Below are 20,817 nucleotides of genomic sequence, written 5' to 3' on the forward strand. Positions count from 1 at the left end.
TCATGAATGTTGGTCATGTAGGTGAATAGCTGCCCAAAAAGCCTTGGAGACCTTGCCCCTATAATGTTGGTGCAGCCCAACTTAGGAACATTACTGGTGAACAGTCCCATTGAGCAGCGCAAGGCCGAGCACCTCAAGCTTTGTATTCAAAGTGATGTCAGCCATCAAGAAGTCACCACGGGTTTCGAGAAGTATCGCTTTCGCCATTGTGCCCTGCCCGAACTGGACTTTGCCGAGATTGATCTGAGGGTTGAGTTTCTTGGCTGGCGGCTGGCAGCACCCCTGCTGATTTCCTCCATGACCGGTGGCACACCCCAAGCAGGAGAAATCAATCGCCGTTTAGCACGGGTGGCGCAGCAAAAGAAAATTGTGATGGGTGTGGGATCCCAACGGGTGCTGCTGGAGCATCCGGAGGTGGCAACCACGTTTGCGATTCGCAGGGAGGCACCCACCATTCCTCTGTTGGCCAATCTTGGCGCAGTGCAGTTGAACTATGGCTGTGGCGTTAGTGAATGCCAAAAAATTATTGACCTCTTAGAAGCGAATGCCCTGATTTTGCACTTGAATCCGCTGCAAGAGGCCGTGCAAACGGGGGGCGATCGCAACTTTAAGGGATTGTTAACGAAAATTGGCGTCCTTTGTCGTTCCCTACCTGTGCCCGTGATTGTCAAGGAAGTGGGCAATGGTATCAGTGCTGATGTAGCCAAGCAATTGGTGGATGTGGGTGTAGCGGCCATTGATGTGGCGGGGGCAGGGGGAACCTCTTGGGCAAAAGTGGAAGCAGCGCGTGCCCAAGATGCCCGTCAACAGTTTCTCGGAGACACCTTTGCTGAATGGGGTATTCCTACGGCTCGCTGCCTTGAGCAAATTCACACTGCCCTACCAGATACGCCCCTGATTGCCTCCGGTGGACTGAAAAATGGCATTGATGTAGCCAAAGCCTTGGCCCTTGGTGCAGGTCTTGCCGGTTTAGCTCGCCCCCTTTTGCAGGCAGCCCATCAATCAGAGGAAGCACTGGCTCAACGCATTGACTTTATCCTTGAGGAATTGAAAACCGTGCTATTTTGTACCGGCAGTGCCACCCCCCAAGCTCTCTATCAGCGCCGCTGTCTCGAGAGGATTTAGCGAGGCTCTTCAAGGATGGTGCGCAGCCACGGCGGTGGATCCGGAATGGGATTGCCCAATCGCTCCAACAGTGTCCATGCCAAAATGTGCACGACTAAGGCATAAACCGTGGACTGGAAAAAGACGAGCAGTAGTGCCACGACTTGGATCAAGGTCACCGTTGGCTCCAGCAGCAAATTTAGATTGACCAGTACCCAATCAATAAAATTCGTGACCTGCCGATTGAAGTAAATCCAGAGGTTTTCCCCCAGGAGAATGGACACAAGACTAATCTGAAAGAAAAATCCTGCAGTGCCAATCACTGCCCCACTGAGGATGGAGCGTCCCCAGCCCGCTTTTTTTGCCCAGCAGCCGCCAAAAATGACCCCCATAATGCCGTGGGGCAAGAGAAATTGCAGACTGCGGGGTGGCCCCATCAAAACGGAAAGGAGCAACGCACTCACAATGGCCGCCATCCACGCGGCGCGGCGGTTCCAGCGTAAGTAAACCAACGCAATGGGAATCGGAAAAAACAGGCGCAGGACTGGGCCAGCGGGTAAATAAAAGTTAACCACCCAGAGCAGGGCAGCGGTACTAGCCAGGAAGGCTGTTTCCGTAATGACGAGGGTACGCTGAATTTGCGATCGCCCCACGCTTTGGCTTTTCTCAGGGGGCACAAGGGCTTCGATGTCGGGAAAATCATCCTCTAGGGAGTCCGTCGGGTTCATTGATTGCAGATAGCCTTTTTTCTCTACACTTTAGCAAGCTTTACTGCCGGCCCTCAAACTGGGTATCGCTCCCCGAAAAATCCTTTGCTGAAAGTTAGAATCGTGGGTAGGGTATTTTACAAATTCGTATGTTCCTATGTGTCGTCTTTATGCCTATATGGGGCGCAAAACCTCCCTTGCCCATGCCCTAGTGGATGCTCCCCATTCCCTGTTGGTACAAAGTTATCAACCCCGCGAAATGACAGCGGGACTCTTGAATGCAGATGGCTTTGGGGTGGGCTGGTATGCTGCCCACCAAGATGTGCCCCCCTTTCTGTATCGGCAAACAATACCCATGTGGCATGATATCAACTTTACTGAGCATTTAAGCCGCTACATTGAATCTGCCTGTTTTTTGGCCAATGTCCGCAGTGCCACACCGGGGCAAGCGGTGCAGATGACGAATACCCAACCCTTTCGCTGGGGACGCTGGCTGGGGATGCACAATGGCTTTATCGACAACTTTCGCCAAACCCTCCACCGCCCAATGCGCGATCGCCTGTCGGATATTTGTTACAACATTGTTGAAGGCTCGACGGATTCTGAACATCTCTTTGCCCTCTTTTGCAATGAATTGGTGTTGAATCCGCAATTGTCACCGGTGATGGTTCTGCGGCAAACACTGCAAATCGTCTTTTCCCTAGCGCAGGCAGCGTCTACCCGTGTCAGTGCCGCCATGATTCTCACCGATGGTTTGTATATTCTCGCCAGCCGCTGCTCCCAGGGCACACCACCCCCCACCCTGTACTGGAGTCAGGATGCCGAGAAGATTCAACTCACCTCAGAACCCGTAGATACTCAAGCGGAGTGGTATCCTTTACCAGAAAATAAATTGCTGTTGCTGAGTTTGCACAGTGAACCAGAAATTTACGCCTTCTGAGACCTCGACCCGCTGGAATCCCTTTGATCGCGAAGTTTTTTGGCAAGCCTTTCAAAACCAGCGGCAATTTACGCTCCAATTAGTTGCCCAGTTGAGCGAGGTAATTCTTTGTGCTCAGCCCCATCCCCTCTATAGTCCCGTGGGGTGGCATTTGGGACACATTGGTTATACTGAGGCCTTTTGGCTATTACCTGAAGATTCCGGTTTCAGAGATCGCGATCGCTATTGGTATGCCGCCGATGGCCGACCTAAGGTGGAGCGACAGCACTTGCCACCACGACGCCAATTACTGGAGTACCTCGCAGGGATTCGCCAACGTACGGGCGATCGCTTCCACTGCCTGAGCGACACGCAATGGCAACAGGAAGCTCGTCTCTGGTGGTGGATTTTGCAGCATGAAGCTCAGCACAGTGAAACAATGCAAATGGTGCTGGCGATGCAGGGAATCTTTGCCACGTTACCCCCTAGCCTATCGCTGCCACAGGAACACCAACGGATTGCCGCTGGCCGGTATGCCATTGGCAGTGCAGACCTTTTGGCTCTAGATAACGAACAGCCCAGCCAGTGGGTCGAAACACTCCCCTTTAGGATTGATGCAGCACCGGTGACGTGGCGGGAATTTCTCGCCTTTGTTGAACGGGGTGGTTACCAGCAGCGGGAATGGTGGTCCAGCAGTGGCTGGGAATGGCGCCAAGCAGAAAAAATTACCGCACCGTTTTACCCCATCCCTGAGAACTTGGATCTCCCCATGTGGGGACTCAGTTTCTACGAAGCAGAAGCCTATGGCCATTCCCAAGGCAAACGTTTACCCAGTGAACGGGAATGGGAAATTGCTGCCCAGCAGGGACTCTTGAATCGGGGCTACGTTTGGGAGTGGACCCAAAGTCCCTTTGCCCCCTATCCGGGCTTCCAGAGCTATCCCTACCGTGGTTATTCTGCCCCCTACTTTGATGGTGAGCATTTTGTCCTCAAGGGGGGGAGTCACTGGACGCGCCCCATTCTCAAGCGGCCCTCATTTCGCAATTGGTATAGCCGCAGCACCCGTGAGGTCTTTGCCGGCGCACGCTATGTTCACCAAGAAAATTTGATTTCTCAGTGAAGAAAGTTTGAAAAAGGGGGTCAAATGATCCGAGAGAGACCCCGCACTTTCTACACTAGGGAAAATAGTCTGGAAAGGTAGAGATGTCGATCGCCGAGGAGTTCCGCCAACTGCAAACGCGGCTCTTGGAGTGCTGGGACGGAACAGAAACCTTTATCCCGGAACTGCCCAGAGGCCCCGGCGGCATTGAGCGCGATATTGTGGTGGTGCCTTCCCTCAGTTTTCCCCAACCGGAGCTAGGCAAGATCACAGGCTACACCCACTACGAGGAGCGGCAGCTTTATACGCTGATCCAGTTGCGCAATCCGCGTACCCGCATGATCTATGTCACATCCCAACCCCTGCATCCCAGTATTGTGGATTACTACTTAGATTTACTGCCGGGGGTGCCCAGTTCCCATGCCCGCGATCGCCTGCTCTTGCTGGCCACCTACGATCGCTCCGATAAACCCCTCACCGCAAAAATTTTAGAGCGACCTCGCCTCTTGGAGCGTATTCGTCAAGCCCTGCGTCCCAACCAAGCCTACATGGTGTGTTTTAACTCCACCCCTTTGGAGCGGGAACTGGCGGTACGCTTAGGCGTTCCCCTCTACTCTACGGATCCGGATCTCCTTTATTGGGGAACCAAGGCCGGCAGCCGAGAACTGTTTGCAGCAGCGGGAATCCTCCACCCGATTGGCAGTGGCTTTTTGCAGGGGGTGCCAGAACTGGTGCGGGCGATCGCTCATCTACAGGAAAAATGCCCTGACCTTCAACGGCTGGTGGTGAAACTCAACGCAGCCTTTTCTGGAGAAGGCAATGCTCTTCTCGACCTCCGCCCCCTGCGCCCCTTGGGCAGCCCGCATACCCCCGATCATCTCCAGCGGATTGAGAATAGCCTAGAGGACATGGTCTTTCAAGCTCCCAATGAAACTTGGGCCTCCTATCGGCAGCGGTTTACAGATCTGGGGGGGATTGTCGAAGCCTTTGTTGAAGGGACAGTCAAGCGATCGCCCAGTGTCCAAGGGTGTATTACCCCCAAAGGCAGTGTTGAAATTGTTTCGACCCATGAACAGTTACTCAATGCCCCCACAGGTCAAATTTTTATTGGCTGTGAATTTCCTGCCCATGCCGACTATCGCCAGCAACTGCAACAACTGGGGCAAAAAGTAGGGACGTACTTGGCACAGCAGGGAGTGATCGGCTGTTTTGGTGTGGACGTTGTTGCAACCCAGACAACAGCAGGCTGGGAGCTTTATGCCATTGAAATTAACCTGCGCAAAGGCGGTACTACGCACCCCTTTATGACCTTAAAATTCCTCACCGATGGCCACTATGAGCTAGCCTCTGGACTGTTTTACAGCAAGCACCGCCGTCCTAAGTATTACATTGCCTCCGATAACCTCTGCCAGCCCCACTATCGCGGCCTCTTGCCCAATGATCTCTTGGATATGATTGCTCGCTACCATTTGCACTTTGACTCCAGTACCGAAACGGGCACCGTCTTTCACCTCATGGGGGCACTTTCGGAATTTGGTAAGCTTGGACTTGTCAGTATTGGCAACACCCCCGAAGAAGCCCAAGCCATCTACAATCAAACGATTGGTGTTCTCGATGCCGCGGCGCTATAAGCACCTAATGTGCCTACCCCCCGCATAGACAGGGGTTTGAGAATCTCGTTAGAATTGGCAACGTTCACTGTGAAAAGCAGCCTGTAGGGAAAACCCAGTGCAAGTCTGGTGCTGTGCCGCAACTGTGATGGGGAACTCCCCTCAGCCAGAATGCCTACTTGCTGTGGTTCACTCTATTTGCCTGCGTTGCACGGGCATGGAGTTTCAACGTGGTTGTTGCGCTTAACGATTCAATTCTCAATCCCCTTGGTTTTAGTCTCGATTTACCCCCTCTCCCCCAGCCTCGTCCCCTCTTGCTCATTGGTCATGGCACGCGTGATGCTGAGGGTCGCCAAGCATTTTTGGACTTTGCCCAAGCCTATTATCAACTGGATTCCTGTCGGCCTGTTTTTCCCTGTTTTCTGGAGTTAACCGAACCCTCGATTTTTGAGGTTCTGAGCCAATGTGCGGCCGCAGGTTATACCGATTTGTCAGTGCTGCCGATTTTGCTCTTTGCTGCTCGCCACAATAAATTTGATGTTACGAACGAGTTGGATCGGGCCCGGCGTGCTTTTCCGCAGTTGCGCTACCACTATGGCCGCCCCTATGGCCTTGCCCCAGAAATCTTGAGCCTCTGGCGATCGCGCCTCGAACTACTGGACTTCCCAGAATTTAACCCCCAAGGCATTGGCCGTGAAGAAACCGTTCTCTTAATGGTGGGACGCGGCTCCAGCGATCCCGATGCCAATGGCGACGTCTTTAAGCTAGCCCGTATGCTCTGGGAGGGCAGTGGGTACCAAACGGTTGAGGTGTGCTTCATTGGCATCACCCATCCTCGCCTACCCGAAGGGTTTGCGCGGGCGAATCTTCACCGCCCCCGCCGCGTGATTGTCCTACCCCACTTTATGTTTACAGGGGCACTCGTCAAGAAAATCTATGCCCTCACCGCAGAAGCCCAAGCCGCCTATCCCAATGTTGAATACGTGAACCTGCCGGAAATTGGCTTGCATCCGCAACTGTTTTATCTAACGCGGCGGCGGGAAATTGAGACCTATGGGGGACAGGTGGCCATGAACTGTGAAACCTGCAAATTCCGCTTGGTGGCAGGCCATGGCCATCTTCACCACCATCATCACGATCATGAGCACCCCTCCCACAGCCACGATCCTGGGGGTCACCCCCATCACCATGCATCAAGCGTGGACCTAGATCACTTGCCCAGTTATCACCAACGCATTTGGCAGGTTCCGTGACCGACTCCCGACCGCCAGCGGATAAGACGCAGGGCTTCCCGCCGCAAAAGCTAACCATTGCTCCCCAGCGAAAATGTTAGAGTTAAAATGACTGGTACTCTTTCTCAAGCTTGGATGGGGCTTGTCTATGCGCATTAAATATCCTCCCCAGACCGTTGATCGGGTGTTAATTTTCGATACCACACTGCGGGACGGTGAACAGTCTCCAGGGGCCTCACTGAATGTGGATGAAAAACTGACGATCGCCCGTCAACTGGCTCGCCTGGGGGTGGATATTATTGAGGCGGGTTTTCCCTTTGCCAGCCCTGGCGACTTTGAAGCCGTACAGCGGATTGCCGAAACTGTAGGCACTGAAACCGGTCCTGTCATTTGTGGTTTGGCTCGTGCCACCCGCCAAGATATTGAAGCCGCCGCAAAAGCCCTCAAACCCGCCTACTATCCTCGCATTCACACGTTTATTGCCACCTCCGATATTCACCTAGAGTACAAGCTCAGGAAAACCCGCGCTGAAGTACTGGAAATTGCGCAAGAAATGGTGGCCTATGCCAAGTCTTTTGTGGATGATGTGGAGTTTTCCCCAGAGGATGCTGGGCGTTCAGATCCTGAGTTTCTCTATGAAGTTCTAGAGCGGGTCATTGACGCTGGTGCAACGACGGTCAACATTCCTGACACTGTGGGGTACACCACCCCCGCCGAGTTTGGTGCCCTGATCAAAGGCATTAAGGAAAATGTGCCCAATATCGATCGCGCCGTCATCTCGGTTCATGGTCACAATGACTTGGGTTTGGCGGTTGCTAACTTCTTGGAAGCGGTGAAAAATGGCGCCCGGCAACTGGAGTGTACGATTAATGGCATTGGTGAGCGTGCGGGGAATGCTGCCCTTGAGGAATTAGTCATGGCACTTTATGTGCGGCGGCAGTACTTCAATCCTTTCCTAGGTCGCCCACCCGAATCAGAGGAACCCTTGACGAATATCAACACCCGTGAAATTTATAAAACCTCCCGCTTGGTCTCAAACCTAACGGGGATGCTGATTCAACCCAACAAGGCGATCGTGGGTGCCAATGCCTTTGCCCACCAATCGGGGATTCACCAAGATGGCGTCCTCAAGCACAAGCAAACCTATGAAATCATGGATGCCCAACTGATTGGCCTTGCCGATAACCAAATTGTCTTGGGCAAGCTCTCTGGCCGTAATGCCTTTGCCACCCGCCTACGGGAATTGGGCTTTGAACTCAGTGAAACGGAACTCAATAAGGCCTTTTTGCGCTTTAAGGATCTCGCCGACAAGAAAAAAGAAATCACTGACTGGGATCTGGAGGCGATCGCCAAGGATGAAAGCCAAGGGATTGATCTGCAGGGCTATCAACTGGAATTTGTCCAAGTTTCCTGCGGTGATCATGCCCGCCCAACAGCAACGGTGACCGTGCGTACCCCCAGTGGTGAAGAGTTGACCGATGCCGCCATTGGCACTGGCCCTGTGGACGCGGTCTATCGTGCCATTAACCGTGTGGTGCAAATTCCCAATCGCCTCATTGAATACTCGGTGCAATCCGTTACCGCCGGCATTGATGCTATCGGTGAGGTAACAATTCGGCTACAGCACGAGGATCGCATCTATGCTGGCCATGCCGCTAACACGGATATTATTGTGGCCTCTGCCCAAGCCTATATGAATGCCCTGAACCGTCTCTACCGCGGTCTTGAACAACGGGCGCTACATCCCCAAGCGTAGCTTATGCCAGAGTCCACCCCTGCTAAGCCCTTGGAAGCCAATGGCGTCTATTTATGCCCCGTTTGCCGTCACGGGCAAATTGCGCCGATGGTACTGATGGATACCTATGCCTGTAACTTTTGCCGCCATATTCTCAGCTTGGATTTTGTCCATCAAACAGCACGGCTCGAAGACAGTGCCATGGCATTTCGCTGGCAGTGGACGGGTACCAACTGGCGATCGCTCAACACGCCCCCCGCTAGCCTCACCTATACGGCTATAATTCTGGCAGTTTTATTGGTAACCTTGCCTCCCGCCTTAATTTGGCTGGGCTATCAACTTTTTCCCCCCCTCAGTAGCGACCCACGTGCCTATTGGTTTCCCCGCTTTTGGGTAGCTCTGACCTTTTTTGCGCACGCACTCATTGTTCTACGAGTGTTTGCTGGGCTGTTGCCCACGCCTTTTTGGCGGCTTCCCCTTAGGCAGCGTTCCCTTTAATTTTAGCCACTGGCACTCACTCAGAAGGTAACGGCAAGGACACTGAGCAATGCCTAGGGGTAACGAAGCCGAGATTGAACGGAAGATAGTCCTACCTTTGTTAAAGGCATGGGGCTATGATCTTCAAAACTATTGGATCAAGCCAAAGCTAGGGAATGGCTATCCCGATTTTCTCATTTCCTTGCCGCTGGCGGGCGATCGCTCCTTCAACTACCTTGTGATTGAGGTCAAATCCTCAAATGAGTCAAGGCTCAGCGGTCAACAGCAACTGCGGGAATACATGGCAGCAGCTCAAGCGGTTTTTGGCCTTTTAATCAATGGTAAAGATTACCAACTCTTTTATCAAAATCCCCTAAAAAAGCCCCTGTGCCAACTCAAGTGGGCCGCCGGCCAGTTGGAGCGAAAAAGCATTCAAAAACTGACCAAGGTACTGCACCGCAATGCTGCTGAAGCGCTCGTGAGCGCCCTAACCCAAGAGCAACTCAAGATTTATCATCACCTTGAAAAAGTATTGCAAAAAAATTATGCTTTTCCCTCAACACATCCTCAGAAGACTTCCATGATTATTACTGTCTTTAATCATAAAGGGGGAGTGGGGAAAACAACCCTTACCCTGAACCTAGGTGCTGCCTTTGCTGCCATGGGCAAGCGCGTGCTACTCATTGATATTGATCCGCAGTCGAATCTTAGCATTGGTTTAGGCATTGATCCCCTGAGGGATATTGAGGATCAAGGCCGGAAAGACATTGCTCACCTCCTCTTAGAACCAAAGGTCACCCTCGAGGAAGTCGTCTATCGAAAGCGTTGGGACAATCTCCACTTAGACGTTGTCCCCTCCCACATTCGCCTCGCAGACCAAGAAGCCGACCTGATTAGGACAATAGATATCGATCGCGTCCTGCAAAGAAAGCTAAGAAACCACCCCTACGATATCATCCTAATTGATCCACCCCCTGCCTTTGGTAAAGTCAATGCCATTGCTTTGATGGCTTCCCATGGGGTTCTGATTCCGATAGAATTTGCCCCTTACCCCATACGGGCGATTGAGTATGTCTTGGCCCGCCTAGAAGCCTTCAGACCTGTAATGGATAACCCGCCGCGGCTTCTGGGTATTGCCGTTAATAAGTACGATCAGAGGAACTCTGCTGTCAATGCGCAGATGCAAGAGAGGCTCCAGGATATCCTTGAGAGAGTAGCTCGCGAGTATGCTGTCGTTTCTAATCTCTTGCCTAAAGACACATGGATTCCTAAGCGCGCTGCTATAGAAAAAGCAACAGATTTACAGCAACCCATATTTAGCAGAAATCTATATGCGGAATTATCAAGAGCAGATCAAGAACCAATTGATGAGCTAACGACAACATTTGAAAATTTGGCGCGCCATCTTTCCACTGAGGCATTTCCACAGCATGAGTAAATCCAACAGACTCTCAAGGTACCTTGGTCTATACGATGTGCATCAGGGTCAGGTGCACATTGATCTCCTAAAAGTTCCCGATGACTATCCCCAAGCGCTACTGTATGTTTCACCGACTTTGATCCGTGAGGATCTAGAAAAGTACCAGACCAACCTGATTCCCTTAATTATTCGCTCAGTCACCAGCCAGACAGGGGATGTAGAGTACGAAGTTGTCTTTGGCAAGGAAGTTGTGGACTTTGCTCGGGAATTGGGGATTAAGCAGTTGTGGGCCACCAGAGTTGAACTGGCGGATGACCAAGAAGTCTCAGATTTCCAAGAGCGTATCAAAACGCTGATGCAAATCAATGCCCAAGGGCATCCCCCTCAACAGGAAGGGGTCTACTTACAGTTGCCTCTGTCAGCCTCAGAATTCACGAACATCCTCGATCGCTATCTGCAACCACTCAAAAAACAGATAGAAAGCATCCATCAAGAAATGACTGAGCAATCTCAGCAGGTGATGAATCTCTCAGAACAAGTTAAAATCCTTAGGAACATCCTAGAGTCATCCCCCACCCCATTACAAAAGCGGCGAAATATTCGCATCAACCGCTACAGAGATGCTGAGAGTCTTAAGCAGCGTGTTCCGGGATTGACCATCGACGAGGCTCAGGTTGTTATTGGACGCCTCGAAAGGTATAGAAACCACCAAGGGGGTAGAAAATTTCGGTCGGTTGATGAGTTGAAAGAAATCGCCCCCTCAGGCCAGTGGGATTCTCTCAGCATTTGCTTTAATTAAGCGGGTTACCACGGGGACAGTTACTCAAGACCCGCCTCTCAAGTGGGAGCGATGACGATTTGCTGATTATCCATGACACCCCCCGTGCCAAAGTGGGGAGATGGTCTGGATCGGCTTCGAGGTAAACGGGTTCAGCATAGAGGAGCGATCGCTCGATAGGAATAATAAAGTTCACCGTCAAAGCGCAGAAGGAGAGCGATCGCCCTAACCAAGTTTTCAATACTCTCAAGATCGGAGCGGCGGGATTTGAACCCACGACCCCCACTACCCCAAAGTGGTGCGCTACCAAGCTGCGCTACGCCCCGTTAAGCTTTACCAGTATAACATGAGTTCAGAGCATATCCTAGGTGCTGATGGAAATTTTGCCCAACCATTTCAGAATGTGGGTATTCACCTGCTCAGGTGCTTCATCTTGGGGGCAATGGCCAATCTCTGGTAAGGCAACAAACTCCTGCACACAGGGAAACTTAGCTAACTTCTGAGCTTCATCAATCGGTTCCCAGGGATCGGCGGCGCCCCAAAGGAAATAGGTGGGGCAGGTGATCTGCGGTAGCAGGTCTTCGGGTAAGGGGCCCTGGGAATAACGCACAAAGGCCAGAAAGACATCGGCAGCCCCGGCGTCTTGGGCAGGGGTGAGTAATATCTCCACTAGTTCATCGGTGACCGCGGCAGCGTTGGCATAGGCTTGGTGGAGAATGCGGCGCACAGTACGGGGTTGGGCAATTTGGCGGAAAAAGTAGGTGCCAAGGGTGCGATTGGCTAAAAGTTGCTGGAGTAGGCTGGTTCCCCAGCGGCGGTACCAAGGGAGTTGCTGTCGTTTGCGATCGTGAAGCTGACGCAGAGAGCAGTTGAGCAGGATCAATTGACGGACCCACGCTGGCTGGAAAACAGCGGCCTGTAAAGCGACCACGCAGCCAATAGAGTTACCAATAAGAACGGTAGGCTGGCCAATCACCTCATGGCAAAAGGCCAAAACCAAGGTTGACCAGGTCTCAAAGGTGTAGGGGAGAGTCGAGGGAGCGGGTTTGGCGGAGCCACCAAAGCCCAACAAATCAATGGCGTAGACCCGATGGTAAGCGGCAAGGGGAGGAATATTGTTGCGCCAATGCAAACTAGAGGCACCAAAGCCGTGAATCAGCAGTAGGGGGGTACCTTGGCTACCTTGATACCGATAGAGAATCGGGTATCCTTGCCAGTGCCATGTTTGAGAGGGGAGAGAGACAGTCATTTAGTCGGCTTGAAGAAATTGACGGTAGCGATCGCTCAACTCCTGAACAGCCCGCTGATAAAATTGCTGTCCATGCTCAGGGGTGGCCAAACTGGAATCTGCCCCCATACGACCATCAGGATAGCGGCGGCGAAAATCTGCGGCACTGTAGATAGCATGACTGCTATTGACTTCGGGATTGAGGGGAACCCGCTTAATGGCCTCTGGATAGAGAAATTGGGTCACCGCGACTTCACTGGGGGTGGCATGGGAACCCTCGCGATCGCCATACCATTCTCGCGCCAGTTGCATCACCGAACTACACATAAACCAGTTGGCCAATTCACAGCGCACTTGATCAGCCTCTGGAATTTGTAAATCTGTCAAGACAGCATAGGTTTCAGCAAAGGCCGCCTTGACTGTAGCGATATTGCCGCCGTGACCATTGATGAAAAAGAAGCGTTGAAAGCCTGCCCGTACCAAGCTCACTAAATAGTCGCGAATCACCAGAATTAACGTACTAGGGCGCAAACTAATGGTGCCGGGGAAAGCCGTATGGTGTAGAGCCATGCCCACGGCAATGGTGGGGCCAACAAGCGCTTGGGTGGTTTCCCCGACCCCTTTGGCGATCGCCTCAGCACAGAGGGCATCAGTACCGATTAGACCCATAGGGCCATGCTGCTCCGTAGAGCCTATGGGAATAATCATCCCCTTGGAAGTGTTGAGATAGGCTTCGACCTCTGGCCAAGTACTCAAATGTAGTAGGGGCATCCCTCCCTCCTAAATCGCATCCTCAAGAACCGCGCGTGTATTCCGCCACGCCCAAATCCCAGCGATCGCCACCACGCCCCCCATCCCCACCATGACCACCGTGAGGCCAAGGAAGTCGGAAAGAATGCCCGCGATCGCCAAGGGCACACTGAGGGCAATATTGACAACGTTATTTTGGAAGCCAAAGACCTTACCCCGCATCGTCGCAGGAGTCCGCATCTGGATCAGGGTCTGCATGGGAATACCAATTAAAGACGCTCCCATCCCCAGCAAAATACTCAAGCCCAGACCCAGCCACAGATGATGTACAAAGGCAAAGACCAGCAAGACAGCTGCCATCACCAAAAAGCCAATCAAGGGCAGGGGCCGATGATGCAATTTCTCCCCCCATTGACCCAAAACCCCCGCCCCTAAAATCAACCCCAGCCCTGCAGCGGCCAAGAGAAAGCCAAACTGGTTGGGCCGCAAGCCAATTTCTTGGGCTATACTGACCGCCAGCACTGTCAAGGCGGCAAAGACACAGTAGAGGATTGTTAACTGGAGCATCGCAGTGCCCAAGAGGCGATTTTTGCGCACGTAGTCAAACCCCTCCCGCAAGTCCTGCCAAACATTCAGGTGGCGATCGCCCTCATGAACTGCTTCTCGGTAGCGAATCGAGGCTAAAACCAACCCCGCGATGACATACAGCACACCGACAACAATTTCACGGGCATAGACACCGCCTATGGCCACGGCACCACTTAGCAATGGCTCGCCAATGGCAAATCCCACCACCAGTGACCCCATCATTGTTGTGATAAAGAGGGCATTTGCCGAGAGGAGATTTTCCTCCTTCACCAGCAGGGGAATTGCCGCCTGTTCTGCTGGGGCAAAGAATTGCGTGAGGATGGACTCAGAAAAGGCAATCAGGAGCAGCAGTGTAAACCGCTTTGGAATCACGATCAGGGCAAAGACCAGTAGCCCCCGCAAAATATTGGTAATGCTCATTAGCTCCCGCTTTGGGTAGCGATCCACAAAGGTGCCCGCCGTTGAACCAAAGAAAACCGCTGGTAGCGTATTGGCGATCATTACGGCTGAGGCCTTAGAGCCCGGCAGCTCATAGCTGGCATCGTAGGAAACCGCCAGTGTAATTAGGAGGACGAGAAAAATTTTGTCCGCCAGTTGGGAGATGATTTGACCGCCCCATAGCTTGAGGAAATTCTTGTTCCGCATCAGAGCAGCAAACCCTTCTGGACGGGGCTGGGGACCAGAACTTACCATTGCTGTTGCTCACCGACTATGAACACAAGTTTCCTCATCACCAAAGATTGGGGCGGGCAGCCTGAATCCAATATACCGTCACAGCCTAGGATACATGCCCTTTTTCTTGCTCCTTGTTGGCCCTCTAACACGCACAAGGGGAGTAAAACTCCATGGGATAGGCGCCGTCATTGCTGGTATTGATAACACCTACACTGTCTAGCAGCAGGTTTCTTTGATCTGGCAATGCTCTGACTATCGGGAGTAGCAGTTAACTGAACACCGGCGTCATCGGCTAGGCCGGCGAAGGCCCTGGACAATGCTACCGATCAAAAGAGGACCGAAGGGATAGCCCCACTCAGTCCTCCCGTCTGACCTTCAGTTGCGCCTAAACGGTTGCGAGTTCCACTTGGCGCCGGAAGCTGAGGCGTTCGTTTTCGCCCACATCCACTAGAATTGTATCGCCGTCGAAGAAGTCACCCCGCAGGATGCTTTTAGCAATGGGGGTTTCCAGTTGTTTCTGGATGGCGCGTTTCAGTGGGCGGGCACCATAGACAGGATCATAACCCACTTCGGCCAAGAAGTCGATCGCCTTCTCAGTGAGGGACAAGGTCATTTGGCGATCGCTGAGGCGTTGCTGCAACCGCTGCACCTGCAATTGAACAATTTGCCGCAATTGATCCTTGCGCAAGCTGTGGAAGATGATAAATTCATCCACGCGGTTGAGGAATTCCGGTCGGAAGTGGGCCCGCATTGCCTCCATAACACGGTTGTACATTTCTGTGTAGCGACTGTCATCGCCGGCCACATCGAGAATGTACTGGGAACCAATATTGCTGGTCATGATGATGATCGTGTTCTTAAAGTCCACCGTGCGCCCTTGGGAATCAGTGACGCGGCCATCATCAAGAATTTGCAGAAACACGTTGAAGACATCAGGATGGGCTTTTTCGATCTCGTCGAAGAGAACCACGGCATAGGGACGGCGGCGAATAGCTTCCGTGAGTTGACCGCCTTCGTCATAGCCCACATAACCAGGAGGTGCCCCAATCAACCGAGAGACGGCATGTTTTTCCATGTACTCGGACATATCAATGCGCACCAGCGCCTCTTCGGTGTCAAACATAAAGGCTGCCAAGGCCTTAGCCAATTCCGTTTTACCGACACCCGTTGGCCCCAGGAAGATGAAGCTGGCAATGGGACGATTGGGATCCGCTAGCCCGGCACGGGAGCGCTGAATGGCCTCCGCGACGGCGGTGACCGCCTCATCCTGACCAATCACCCGTTTGTGCAGCTCTTCTTCAAGGTGCAGCAGTTTTTGGGCTTCCGACTCCACCAGTTTGCTCACGGGGATGCCAGTCCATTTGGAGATGATTTCAGCAATGTCGGCCTCGGTCACTTCATCCCGCAATAGGGAGTGACCCCCCACTTGAATCTCCCGCAGTTTGGCTTCGGCTTCCGCCAGTTTTTTGTGGAGTTCTGTGAGTTTACCGTATTTGAGTTCGGCGGCACGGTTGAGGTCGTAGTTGCGTTCCGCTTGTTGGATCTCGATGTTGACTTTTTCGATCTCCTCTTTGATGGCTTGGAGACGGTCAATAACTTCTTTTTCCGCTTGCCACTGGGCATTGAGACGGCTTTGCTCCTCCTTGAGGTCGGCTAGCTCTCTTTCGAGTTTCTCAAGGCGATCGCGGGAAGCAGCCGAGGTTTCCTTTTGTAGCGAGAGCCGCTCCATCTCCAATTGCAGGATTTTGCGGTCAATCTCATCCAGCTCCTCAGGTTTCGAGGTGATTTCCATTTTTAATTTGGCCGCCGCTTCATCCACCAAGTCAATGGCTTTGTCGGGCAAGAAGCGATCGCTAATGTAGCGGGCGGAGAGGGTCGCCGCTGCCACCAAGGCGGTATCGGAAATTTTTACACCATGGTGGATCTCATAGCGTTCCTTGAGACCCCGCAAAATGGAGATGGTGTCCTCCACACTGGGTTGATCCACATAGACCTGCTGGAAGCGCCGTTCAAGCGCCGCATCCTTCTCAATGTATTTGCGGTACTCATCTAGGGTGGTGGCGCCAATGCAGCGCAGTTCCCCCCGTGCCAGCATTGGTTTGAGGAGGTTGCCGGCATCCATGGCTCCTTGGGTTGCCCCTGCGCCAACAACGGTGTGAATCTCATCAATGAAGAGAATGATTTGACCGTTGGAATCTGTGACTTCCTTGAGAACAGCTTTCAGGCGCTCTTCAAATTCACCGCGATACTTGGCACCGGCAATCAAGGCGCCCATGTCCAGGGCAATCAACTGGCGATCGCGCAGGGAATCGGGCACATCCCTCGCCACAATCCGCTGGGCAAGGCCTTCAGCAATCGCGGTTTTCCCCACCCCCGGCTCACCAATCAGGACGGGGTTATTTTTGGTGCGCCGTGAGAGAATCTGAATCACGCGGCGAATTTCATCATCGCGGCCAATCACCGGATCCAGTTTCCCTTGGCGAGCCAAGAGGGTCAGATCACGGCCATATTTTTCCAGTGCCGCATATTTACCCTCTGGGTTTTGATCCGTAACTTTTTGGGAGCCACGAATTTGCTGAATCGTTTCCCGCAGCACTTTTTCGGTAAGGCCAATGTCCTGAAAGAGTTTCTTGCCAAAGCGATCGTCTTCGGCAAAGGCCAACACCAAGTGCTCAATTGAGATAAACTCATCGCCAAACTGTTTGCGTGCCTCTTCGGCGCGATCGAGAAGCTTGTCGAGGCTCTGTCCAAGGTAGACGCCGCTGGGATGACTGATTTTTGGCTGACGGCTAATAAACTCGTCGGTCAGATCCCGGATTCGCTGCACCGAACAGCCAGCTTTTTGGAAAATTTGTGTCGCCAGTCCCTCTTGCTCTAGCAGCGATTTCATCAGGTGTTCACTTTCCAGATTCTGATGCTGTGCCTGCTTGGCCAGATCCGGCGTGCGGGCGATCGCTGCCCATGCTTTTTCGGTAAATTGATTTGGATTGGATGGTTGCATAGCTGACCCTTTGACCCGTTTTTACAGTTTATAACTATTTATATTGTATGGATTGCAAGAAAAACCCTTTTTCGGACTTCCCTACTCTACCGGTAGAATTAGCCACCCAAGGGTAGTTCTAGCCTAGCTTTTATGCAGAGCCTTGTGGAGCACAGGGATTCTTCCTTTGGGAATACCCCCAGTTTCTCTTAAGATGTAAGGTGCTTGAACTTTGGCAACGCGAGCTATGACGAACTCTCCTATAACTCCTATAACTGAGCCATCCCCCCGTCAAGAGTCCGTTCTGCGCTATAGGGTGCTGGGATCCCGTCGCCCTAGTAACTACTTTTGGGCAACAGCGGTCTCCATTGGTGGCCTTGGTTTCTTTCTAGCTGGCCTCTCTAGCTACTTGCACCGCAACCTCTTGCCCATCGGCAACCCAATTGATTTGGTCTTTATTCCCCAAGGGATTGCCATTGGCTTTTATGGGCTGGCGGCGCTTCTGTTGGCAACCTATTTGTGGCTGGCGATCGCCTGGGATGTGGGCGGTGGCTTTAATGAGTTCAACAAAGAAACGGGCTTTGTGCGCATTTTTCGCTGGGGCTTCCCCGGTAAAAACCGCCAAATTGAGGTAAGCTGCCCCATTGGCGATGTCCAAGCTGTGAAAATTGTCATTAAAGAGGGACTCAACCCAAAGCGGGCCCTCTACCTGAAGATAAAAGGCCGGGGTGAAGTCCCCTTGACTCGCGTGGGCACCCCCCTGCCCTTGGCTGAATTGGAAACCCAGGGAGCAACGATCGCCAGCTTTTTGGGGGTTCCCGTCGAGGGATTGTGATTTTAGTCTTCGTGATCGTCGAAGGGATCCGCTAGCTCCTTTGAGGGGGGGCCAAAAGAAAGATAGATGGAGTAACCAGTCACACCAATGCAGACGGCAGCGAGAGCAATGCTAAGAACTGTTGCAGGTTCCATAGAAGCGTACTAAATGGGAGCAAGATATGCTTCTATAATATTACGAAACATTAAAACGCTGTTCATTTCGTTCAAAAAAGGAATTTATGGCACGACGGACTTGGCTCGGGGATATTCTCCGCCCCTTGAACTCTGAATACGGTAAAGTCGCTCCCGGTTGGGGTACCACGCCCCTGATGGCGGTCTTTATGGGGCTATTTTTGGTCTTTTTGCTGATCATTCTGGAAATCTATAACTCAACACTGATCATCGATGGTGTTAACGTGAGTTGGAAAGCACTGGGATAATCCATGAACGTTTTTGGGATCGGTCTGCCGGAACTCATCGTCATTTTGGTGGTGGCACTGCTCATCTTTGGCCCGAAGAAGTTGCCGGAAATTGGCCGCAGTCTTGGCAAAACAAAGCGCGCCTTTGAGGAAGCCTCCCGCGAATTCCAAGATGAAATGAAGCGGCAGACCGCTGCCCTCGAGGAGGAACAACAGGCCAAGGCAGAGGCTGAATCGCCTCGGGAAACCTCCCTTTAGGTGGCATGGCACTCCAGCCCTGTGTCATTGTTGGCCTTGGAAATCCAGGAATAGAGTACGCCACAACTCGCCACAATGTTGGTTTTCGTGTCCTCGATGCCCTAGCGGAGCGCTATAGGGTGCAGCTGACCCAGCAGCGGCGCTTCTTGGGGGAGGTAGGGGAGGTGTTGATTCATGGTCAAAAGGTGCGCCTCCTCAAGCCCACCACCTATATGAATAGCTCGGGGCAATCTCTTTATGCCCTGTTGAACTTTTATAAGCTGCCCCTCGAACGAACCCTTGTGGTCTATGATGATGCTGATTTGCCCCTGGGGCGGCTGCGCTTGCGCCTGAGTGGCTCAGCGGGGGGACACAACGGGATGAAATCCATTATTCAGCATTGTCATTCCCAACAGTTTCCTCGCCTGAAGGTGGGCATTGCCTTTGGCGATCGCCTGAAGCAGCAAATGGGACCTCGCAACGCTGTGCCCTTTGTTTTGGGACATTTTTCAGCCACTGAACTGGCTATTTTACCCGCTGTGCTTGACCTTGCTGTGGATGCGATTGAGTTGAGTATTCAGTCTGGGGTTGAAGTGGCCATGAATCTCTACAACGGCAAAAGTATTCCCCTACCCCAATCCTGAACCCACAACTGGAGGTCTGAGGGTAAAGCAGATCCCAAGTTAGATTAAAGACAGGTGTTTTCGGTGCAAAGTATGGACATTGGCGAAAGTGTGCGCATGGCGATCGCCACCCTCAAGGCCAATCGGCTCCGCAGTGGCCTAACGATGTTGGGCATTATCATTGGCAATGCGGCAGTGATTGCCATGGTTGGTGTGGGTCAGGGGGCACAGCGCTATGCCGCTAGCCAGTTTGAATCCTTGGGACCCAATACACTCTTTATTGTGCCGGGGACACCCCAAGCCCGTAACCGCACGTTTAATGTGCCGCAAACCCTTGTCCTAGAGGATGCCAAGGCGATCGCCACCCAAGTGCCCACGGTCAAGGAAGTGGCACCGCAAATCCAAGTGCAACAACGGGTAACCTATCGCGGCCGCAACACCAATGTGCTGATTGTGGGTACCACCCCGACCTTTCCCTCAGTGCGCAGCTTTACTGTGGCGCAGGGGCGCTTTATCTCTAATGAGGATATGGAACGGCATCGCCGCGTCGTGATTTTAGGCTCGGATTTGGCGAAGAAGCTCTTTATCAACGAGAATCCTGTGGGTCAGCAGGTGCGGATTAAGAATCTTTCCTTTGAGGTGATTGGTGTCATGGCTGAAAAGGGCGCCTTCCTCGGCAATAATCAGGATGAGGCGGCCTACATTCCCATTACGACGATGTCTTCCCGCATTGTTGGGCAGCGCTCTCCCTATGGAATTTCTTTAACCTTTATCTCGGTGTCTGCCCGCGATGAGCAAAGCATTGATGCTGCTAAGTTTCAGATAACTAACCTACTGCGGCTGCGGCATCAAATTGTGGATGAGGATGATTTTACTATTCAAACTCAAAAGGAAGCCCTGCAAATTATCGGCAATATCAGCAATGCCCTGACCTTGATGTTGGCGGCGATCGCCGGCATTTCGCTGCTGGTGGGGGGTATTGGCATTATGAACATTATGCTGGTGTCCGTAACAGAGCGTACCCAAGAAATTGGCCTGCGCAAGGCCATTGGTGCTACTCAGCGGGATATACTGGCACAGTTTATGATTGAGGCGATGATCCTCTCTGCCCTCGGTGGCCTAATTGGTACTGGCCTCGGTGTGGGCGGTGTCATGCTGGTGGCGATCCTAACCCCCCTCCAAGCTGGCGTTGCCCCCGTTGCTGTGGCTCTGGCTGTCGGTGTTTCGGGCAGTATTGGCCTCTTCTTTGGGGTGGTTCCCGCTCAGCGGGCGGCGCGGCTGGATCCGATTGTTGCCCTGCGCAGTGTCTAGCAGTGTTTAAGAGTACCCTTGGGAAATTGCAGATGGAAACGACAACGCTGGATTGGATGGCTGGCGGCCTAGCGATCGCCATTGTCATTGGTGGTCTGTTGATGATGTT

General features: G+C 52.6%; 20 protein-coding genes, 1 tRNA gene and 1 riboswitch. Of the genes, 14 read left to right on the plus strand and 7 right to left on the minus strand.

Annotation, left to right across the window (positions count from 1 at the left end; translation table 11 throughout):
* Window positions 1-63: 63 nt before the first annotated feature.
* Window positions 64-1,125, plus strand: coding sequence for a type 2 isopentenyl-diphosphate Delta-isomerase (gene fni, locus IGQ16_RS09410; protein WP_367116123.1), 1,062 nt, complete (start codon window positions 64-66; stop codon window positions 1,123-1,125).
* Here the strand turns inward: fni and IGQ16_RS09415 are convergent.
* Window positions 1,122-1,832 (minus strand): DUF2232 domain-containing protein, encoded by a 711-nt coding sequence (locus IGQ16_RS09415; RefSeq protein WP_297061201.1) that lies wholly within the window; start codon window positions 1,830-1,832, stop codon window positions 1,122-1,124. The two genes, fni and IGQ16_RS09415, sit on opposite strands and share 4 nt — an antisense overlap.
* Before the next feature lie 136 nt (window positions 1,833-1,968).
* Here IGQ16_RS09415 and egtC point away from each other — a divergent pair, with 136 nt between their 5' ends.
* From egtC to IGQ16_RS09455, 8 genes are all read left to right on the plus strand, one after another.
* Complete coding sequence (egtC, locus tag IGQ16_RS09420) at window positions 1,969-2,751, plus strand: ergothioneine biosynthesis protein EgtC (protein ID WP_024124261.1); 783 nt, start codon at window positions 1,969-1,971, stop codon at window positions 2,749-2,751.
* On the plus strand, window positions 2,726-3,850 hold the full coding sequence (locus IGQ16_RS09425) for an SUMF1/EgtB/PvdO family nonheme iron enzyme (RefSeq protein WP_297061204.1): 1,125 nt from the start codon (window positions 2,726-2,728) through the stop codon (window positions 3,848-3,850). Before egtC ends, IGQ16_RS09425 begins: the two co-directional genes overlap by 26 nt.
* Before the next feature lie 83 nt (window positions 3,851-3,933).
* A complete protein-coding gene (locus IGQ16_RS09430; RefSeq protein WP_297040854.1) occupies window positions 3,934-5,460 on the plus strand; it encodes a peptide ligase PGM1-related protein in 1,527 nt (508 codons plus the stop codon).
* A gap of 32 nt (window positions 5,461-5,492) precedes the next feature.
* A riboswitch (cobalamin riboswitch) is annotated at window positions 5,493-5,637 on the plus strand.
* 32 nt (window positions 5,638-5,669) lie between these two features.
* A complete protein-coding gene (locus IGQ16_RS09435; RefSeq protein WP_024124258.1) occupies window positions 5,670-6,692 on the plus strand; it encodes a sirohydrochlorin chelatase in 1,023 nt (340 codons plus the stop codon).
* Between the two features lie 127 nt (window positions 6,693-6,819).
* The gene (locus tag IGQ16_RS09440) at window positions 6,820-8,427 is read left to right on the plus strand and encodes a 2-isopropylmalate synthase (protein WP_297061275.1); all 1,608 of its coding nucleotides are present in this window, start codon (window positions 6,820-6,822) and stop codon (window positions 8,425-8,427) included.
* A 3-nt stretch (window positions 8,428-8,430) separates the two neighbouring features.
* Complete coding sequence (locus IGQ16_RS09445; RefSeq protein WP_297040856.1) at window positions 8,431-8,904, plus strand: hypothetical protein; 474 nt, start codon at window positions 8,431-8,433, stop codon at window positions 8,902-8,904.
* A gap of 97 nt (window positions 8,905-9,001) precedes the next feature.
* Window positions 9,002-10,321 (plus strand): AAA family ATPase, encoded by a 1,320-nt coding sequence (locus IGQ16_RS09450; protein WP_297061209.1) that lies wholly within the window; start codon window positions 9,002-9,004, stop codon window positions 10,319-10,321.
* Window positions 10,314-11,102 carry a hypothetical protein gene (locus IGQ16_RS09455; protein WP_024124254.1) on the plus strand — a complete coding sequence of 263 codons (789 nt, stop codon included), beginning with the start codon at window positions 10,314-10,316 and terminating at the stop codon, window positions 11,100-11,102. The genes IGQ16_RS09450 and IGQ16_RS09455 overlap by 8 nt, the downstream gene beginning before the upstream one ends.
* A 231-nt stretch (window positions 11,103-11,333) precedes the next feature.
* On the opposite strand, the gene IGQ16_RS09460 is transcribed toward IGQ16_RS09455, so the two are convergent.
* The 5 genes from IGQ16_RS09460 to clpB all read right to left on the minus strand — a co-directional run bounded on the left by IGQ16_RS09460 (window position 11,334) and on the right by clpB (window position 17,323).
* Window positions 11,334-11,407 (minus strand) — tRNA-Pro (locus tag IGQ16_RS09460).
* 38 nt (window positions 11,408-11,445) lie between these two features.
* On the minus strand, window positions 11,446-12,330 hold the full coding sequence (locus IGQ16_RS09465) for an alpha/beta fold hydrolase (RefSeq protein ID WP_297040857.1): 885 nt from the start codon (window positions 12,328-12,330) through the stop codon (window positions 11,446-11,448).
* Complete coding sequence (locus tag IGQ16_RS09470) at window positions 12,331-13,080, minus strand: creatininase family protein (RefSeq protein ID WP_024124252.1); 750 nt, start codon at window positions 13,078-13,080, stop codon at window positions 12,331-12,333.
* Between the two features lie 9 nt (window positions 13,081-13,089).
* The gene (locus IGQ16_RS09475; RefSeq protein ID WP_297061211.1) at window positions 13,090-14,340 is read right to left on the minus strand and encodes an MFS transporter; all 1,251 of its coding nucleotides are present in this window, start codon (window positions 14,338-14,340) and stop codon (window positions 13,090-13,092) included.
* Window positions 14,341-14,707: 367 nt separating this feature from the next.
* Window positions 14,708-17,323 carry an ATP-dependent chaperone ClpB gene (gene clpB / locus IGQ16_RS09480; protein ID WP_297061213.1) on the minus strand — a complete coding sequence of 872 codons (2,616 nt, stop codon included), beginning with the start codon at window positions 17,321-17,323 and terminating at the stop codon, window positions 14,708-14,710.
* Window positions 17,324-17,549: 226 nt separating this feature from the next.
* Here clpB and IGQ16_RS09485 point away from each other — a divergent pair, with 226 nt between their 5' ends.
* Window positions 17,550-18,137 carry a photosystem I assembly protein Ycf4 gene (locus IGQ16_RS09485; protein WP_024124250.1) on the plus strand — a complete coding sequence of 196 codons (588 nt, stop codon included), beginning with the start codon at window positions 17,550-17,552 and terminating at the stop codon, window positions 18,135-18,137.
* 2 nt (window positions 18,138-18,139) lie between these two features.
* On the opposite strand, the gene psbN is transcribed toward IGQ16_RS09485, so the two are convergent.
* Window positions 18,140-18,271: a photosystem II reaction center protein PsbN gene (gene psbN, locus IGQ16_RS09490; protein WP_011057227.1), complete on the minus strand. Its 132-nt coding sequence runs from the start codon at window positions 18,269-18,271 to the stop codon at window positions 18,140-18,142.
* Window positions 18,272-18,357: 86 nt separating this feature from the next.
* On the opposite strand from psbN, the gene psbH reads away from it, so the two are divergent.
* The 4 genes from psbH (at window position 18,358) to IGQ16_RS09510 (ending at window position 20,708) form a co-directional block, all read left to right on the plus strand.
* Window positions 18,358-18,558: a photosystem II reaction center protein PsbH gene (gene psbH, locus IGQ16_RS09495; protein WP_024124249.1), complete on the plus strand. Its 201-nt coding sequence runs from the start codon at window positions 18,358-18,360 to the stop codon at window positions 18,556-18,558.
* A gap of 3 nt (window positions 18,559-18,561) precedes the next feature.
* A complete protein-coding gene (locus IGQ16_RS09500; RefSeq protein ID WP_024124248.1) occupies window positions 18,562-18,795 on the plus strand; it encodes a TatA/E family twin arginine-targeting protein translocase in 234 nt (77 codons plus the stop codon).
* A 5-nt stretch (window positions 18,796-18,800) separates the two neighbouring features.
* Window positions 18,801-19,418 carry an aminoacyl-tRNA hydrolase gene (gene pth, locus IGQ16_RS09505; protein WP_024124247.1) on the plus strand — a complete coding sequence of 206 codons (618 nt, stop codon included), beginning with the start codon at window positions 18,801-18,803 and terminating at the stop codon, window positions 19,416-19,418.
* 72 nt (window positions 19,419-19,490) lie between these two features.
* On the plus strand, window positions 19,491-20,708 hold the full coding sequence (locus IGQ16_RS09510) for an ABC transporter permease (protein WP_041428988.1): 1,218 nt from the start codon (window positions 19,491-19,493) through the stop codon (window positions 20,706-20,708).
* The last annotated feature ends 109 nt before the right edge of the window (window positions 20,709-20,817 follow it).

The sequence above is a fragment of the Thermosynechococcus sp. M3746_W2019_013 genome (assembly GCF_015296045.1).
Taxonomy (GTDB): Bacteria; Cyanobacteriota; Cyanobacteriia; order Thermosynechococcales; family Thermosynechococcaceae; genus Thermosynechococcus.

Excerpts from the sequence above, each read along its gene's own strand:
- fni (WP_367116123.1), top strand. The coding sequence starts at position 64 with ATGTTGGTGCAGCCCAACTTAGGAACATTACTGGTGAACAGTCCCATT.
- IGQ16_RS09415 (WP_297061201.1), bottom strand. The coding sequence starts at position 1,832 with ATGAACCCGACGGACTCCCTAGAGGATGATTTTCCCGACATCGAAGCC.
- egtC (WP_024124261.1), top strand. The coding sequence starts at position 1,969 with ATGTGTCGTCTTTATGCCTATATGGGGCGCAAAACCTCCCTTGCCCAT.
- IGQ16_RS09430 (WP_297040854.1), top strand. The coding sequence starts at position 3,934 with ATGTCGATCGCCGAGGAGTTCCGCCAACTGCAAACGCGGCTCTTGGAG.
- IGQ16_RS09440 (WP_297061275.1), top strand. The coding sequence starts at position 6,820 with ATGCGCATTAAATATCCTCCCCAGACCGTTGATCGGGTGTTAATTTTC.
- IGQ16_RS09445 (WP_297040856.1), top strand. The coding sequence starts at position 8,431 with ATGCCAGAGTCCACCCCTGCTAAGCCCTTGGAAGCCAATGGCGTCTAT.
- IGQ16_RS09455 (WP_024124254.1), top strand. The coding sequence starts at position 10,314 with ATGAGTAAATCCAACAGACTCTCAAGGTACCTTGGTCTATACGATGTG.
- IGQ16_RS09465 (WP_297040857.1), bottom strand. The coding sequence starts at position 12,330 with ATGACTGTCTCTCTCCCCTCTCAAACATGGCACTGGCAAGGATACCCG.
- IGQ16_RS09470 (WP_024124252.1), bottom strand. The coding sequence starts at position 13,080 with ATGCCCCTACTACATTTGAGTACTTGGCCAGAGGTCGAAGCCTATCTC.
- IGQ16_RS09475 (WP_297061211.1), bottom strand. The coding sequence starts at position 14,340 with ATGGTAAGTTCTGGTCCCCAGCCCCGTCCAGAAGGGTTTGCTGCTCTG.
- clpB (WP_297061213.1), bottom strand. The coding sequence starts at position 17,323 with ATGCAACCATCCAATCCAAATCAATTTACCGAAAAAGCATGGGCAGCG.
- IGQ16_RS09485 (WP_024124250.1), top strand. The coding sequence starts at position 17,550 with ATGACGAACTCTCCTATAACTCCTATAACTGAGCCATCCCCCCGTCAA.
- psbN (WP_011057227.1), bottom strand. The coding sequence starts at position 18,271 with ATGGAACCTGCAACAGTTCTTAGCATTGCTCTCGCTGCCGTCTGCATT.
- psbH (WP_024124249.1), top strand. The coding sequence starts at position 18,358 with ATGGCACGACGGACTTGGCTCGGGGATATTCTCCGCCCCTTGAACTCT.
- IGQ16_RS09500 (WP_024124248.1), top strand. The coding sequence starts at position 18,562 with ATGAACGTTTTTGGGATCGGTCTGCCGGAACTCATCGTCATTTTGGTG.
- pth (WP_024124247.1), top strand. The coding sequence starts at position 18,801 with ATGGCACTCCAGCCCTGTGTCATTGTTGGCCTTGGAAATCCAGGAATA.
- IGQ16_RS09510 (WP_041428988.1), top strand. The coding sequence starts at position 19,491 with ATGGACATTGGCGAAAGTGTGCGCATGGCGATCGCCACCCTCAAGGCC.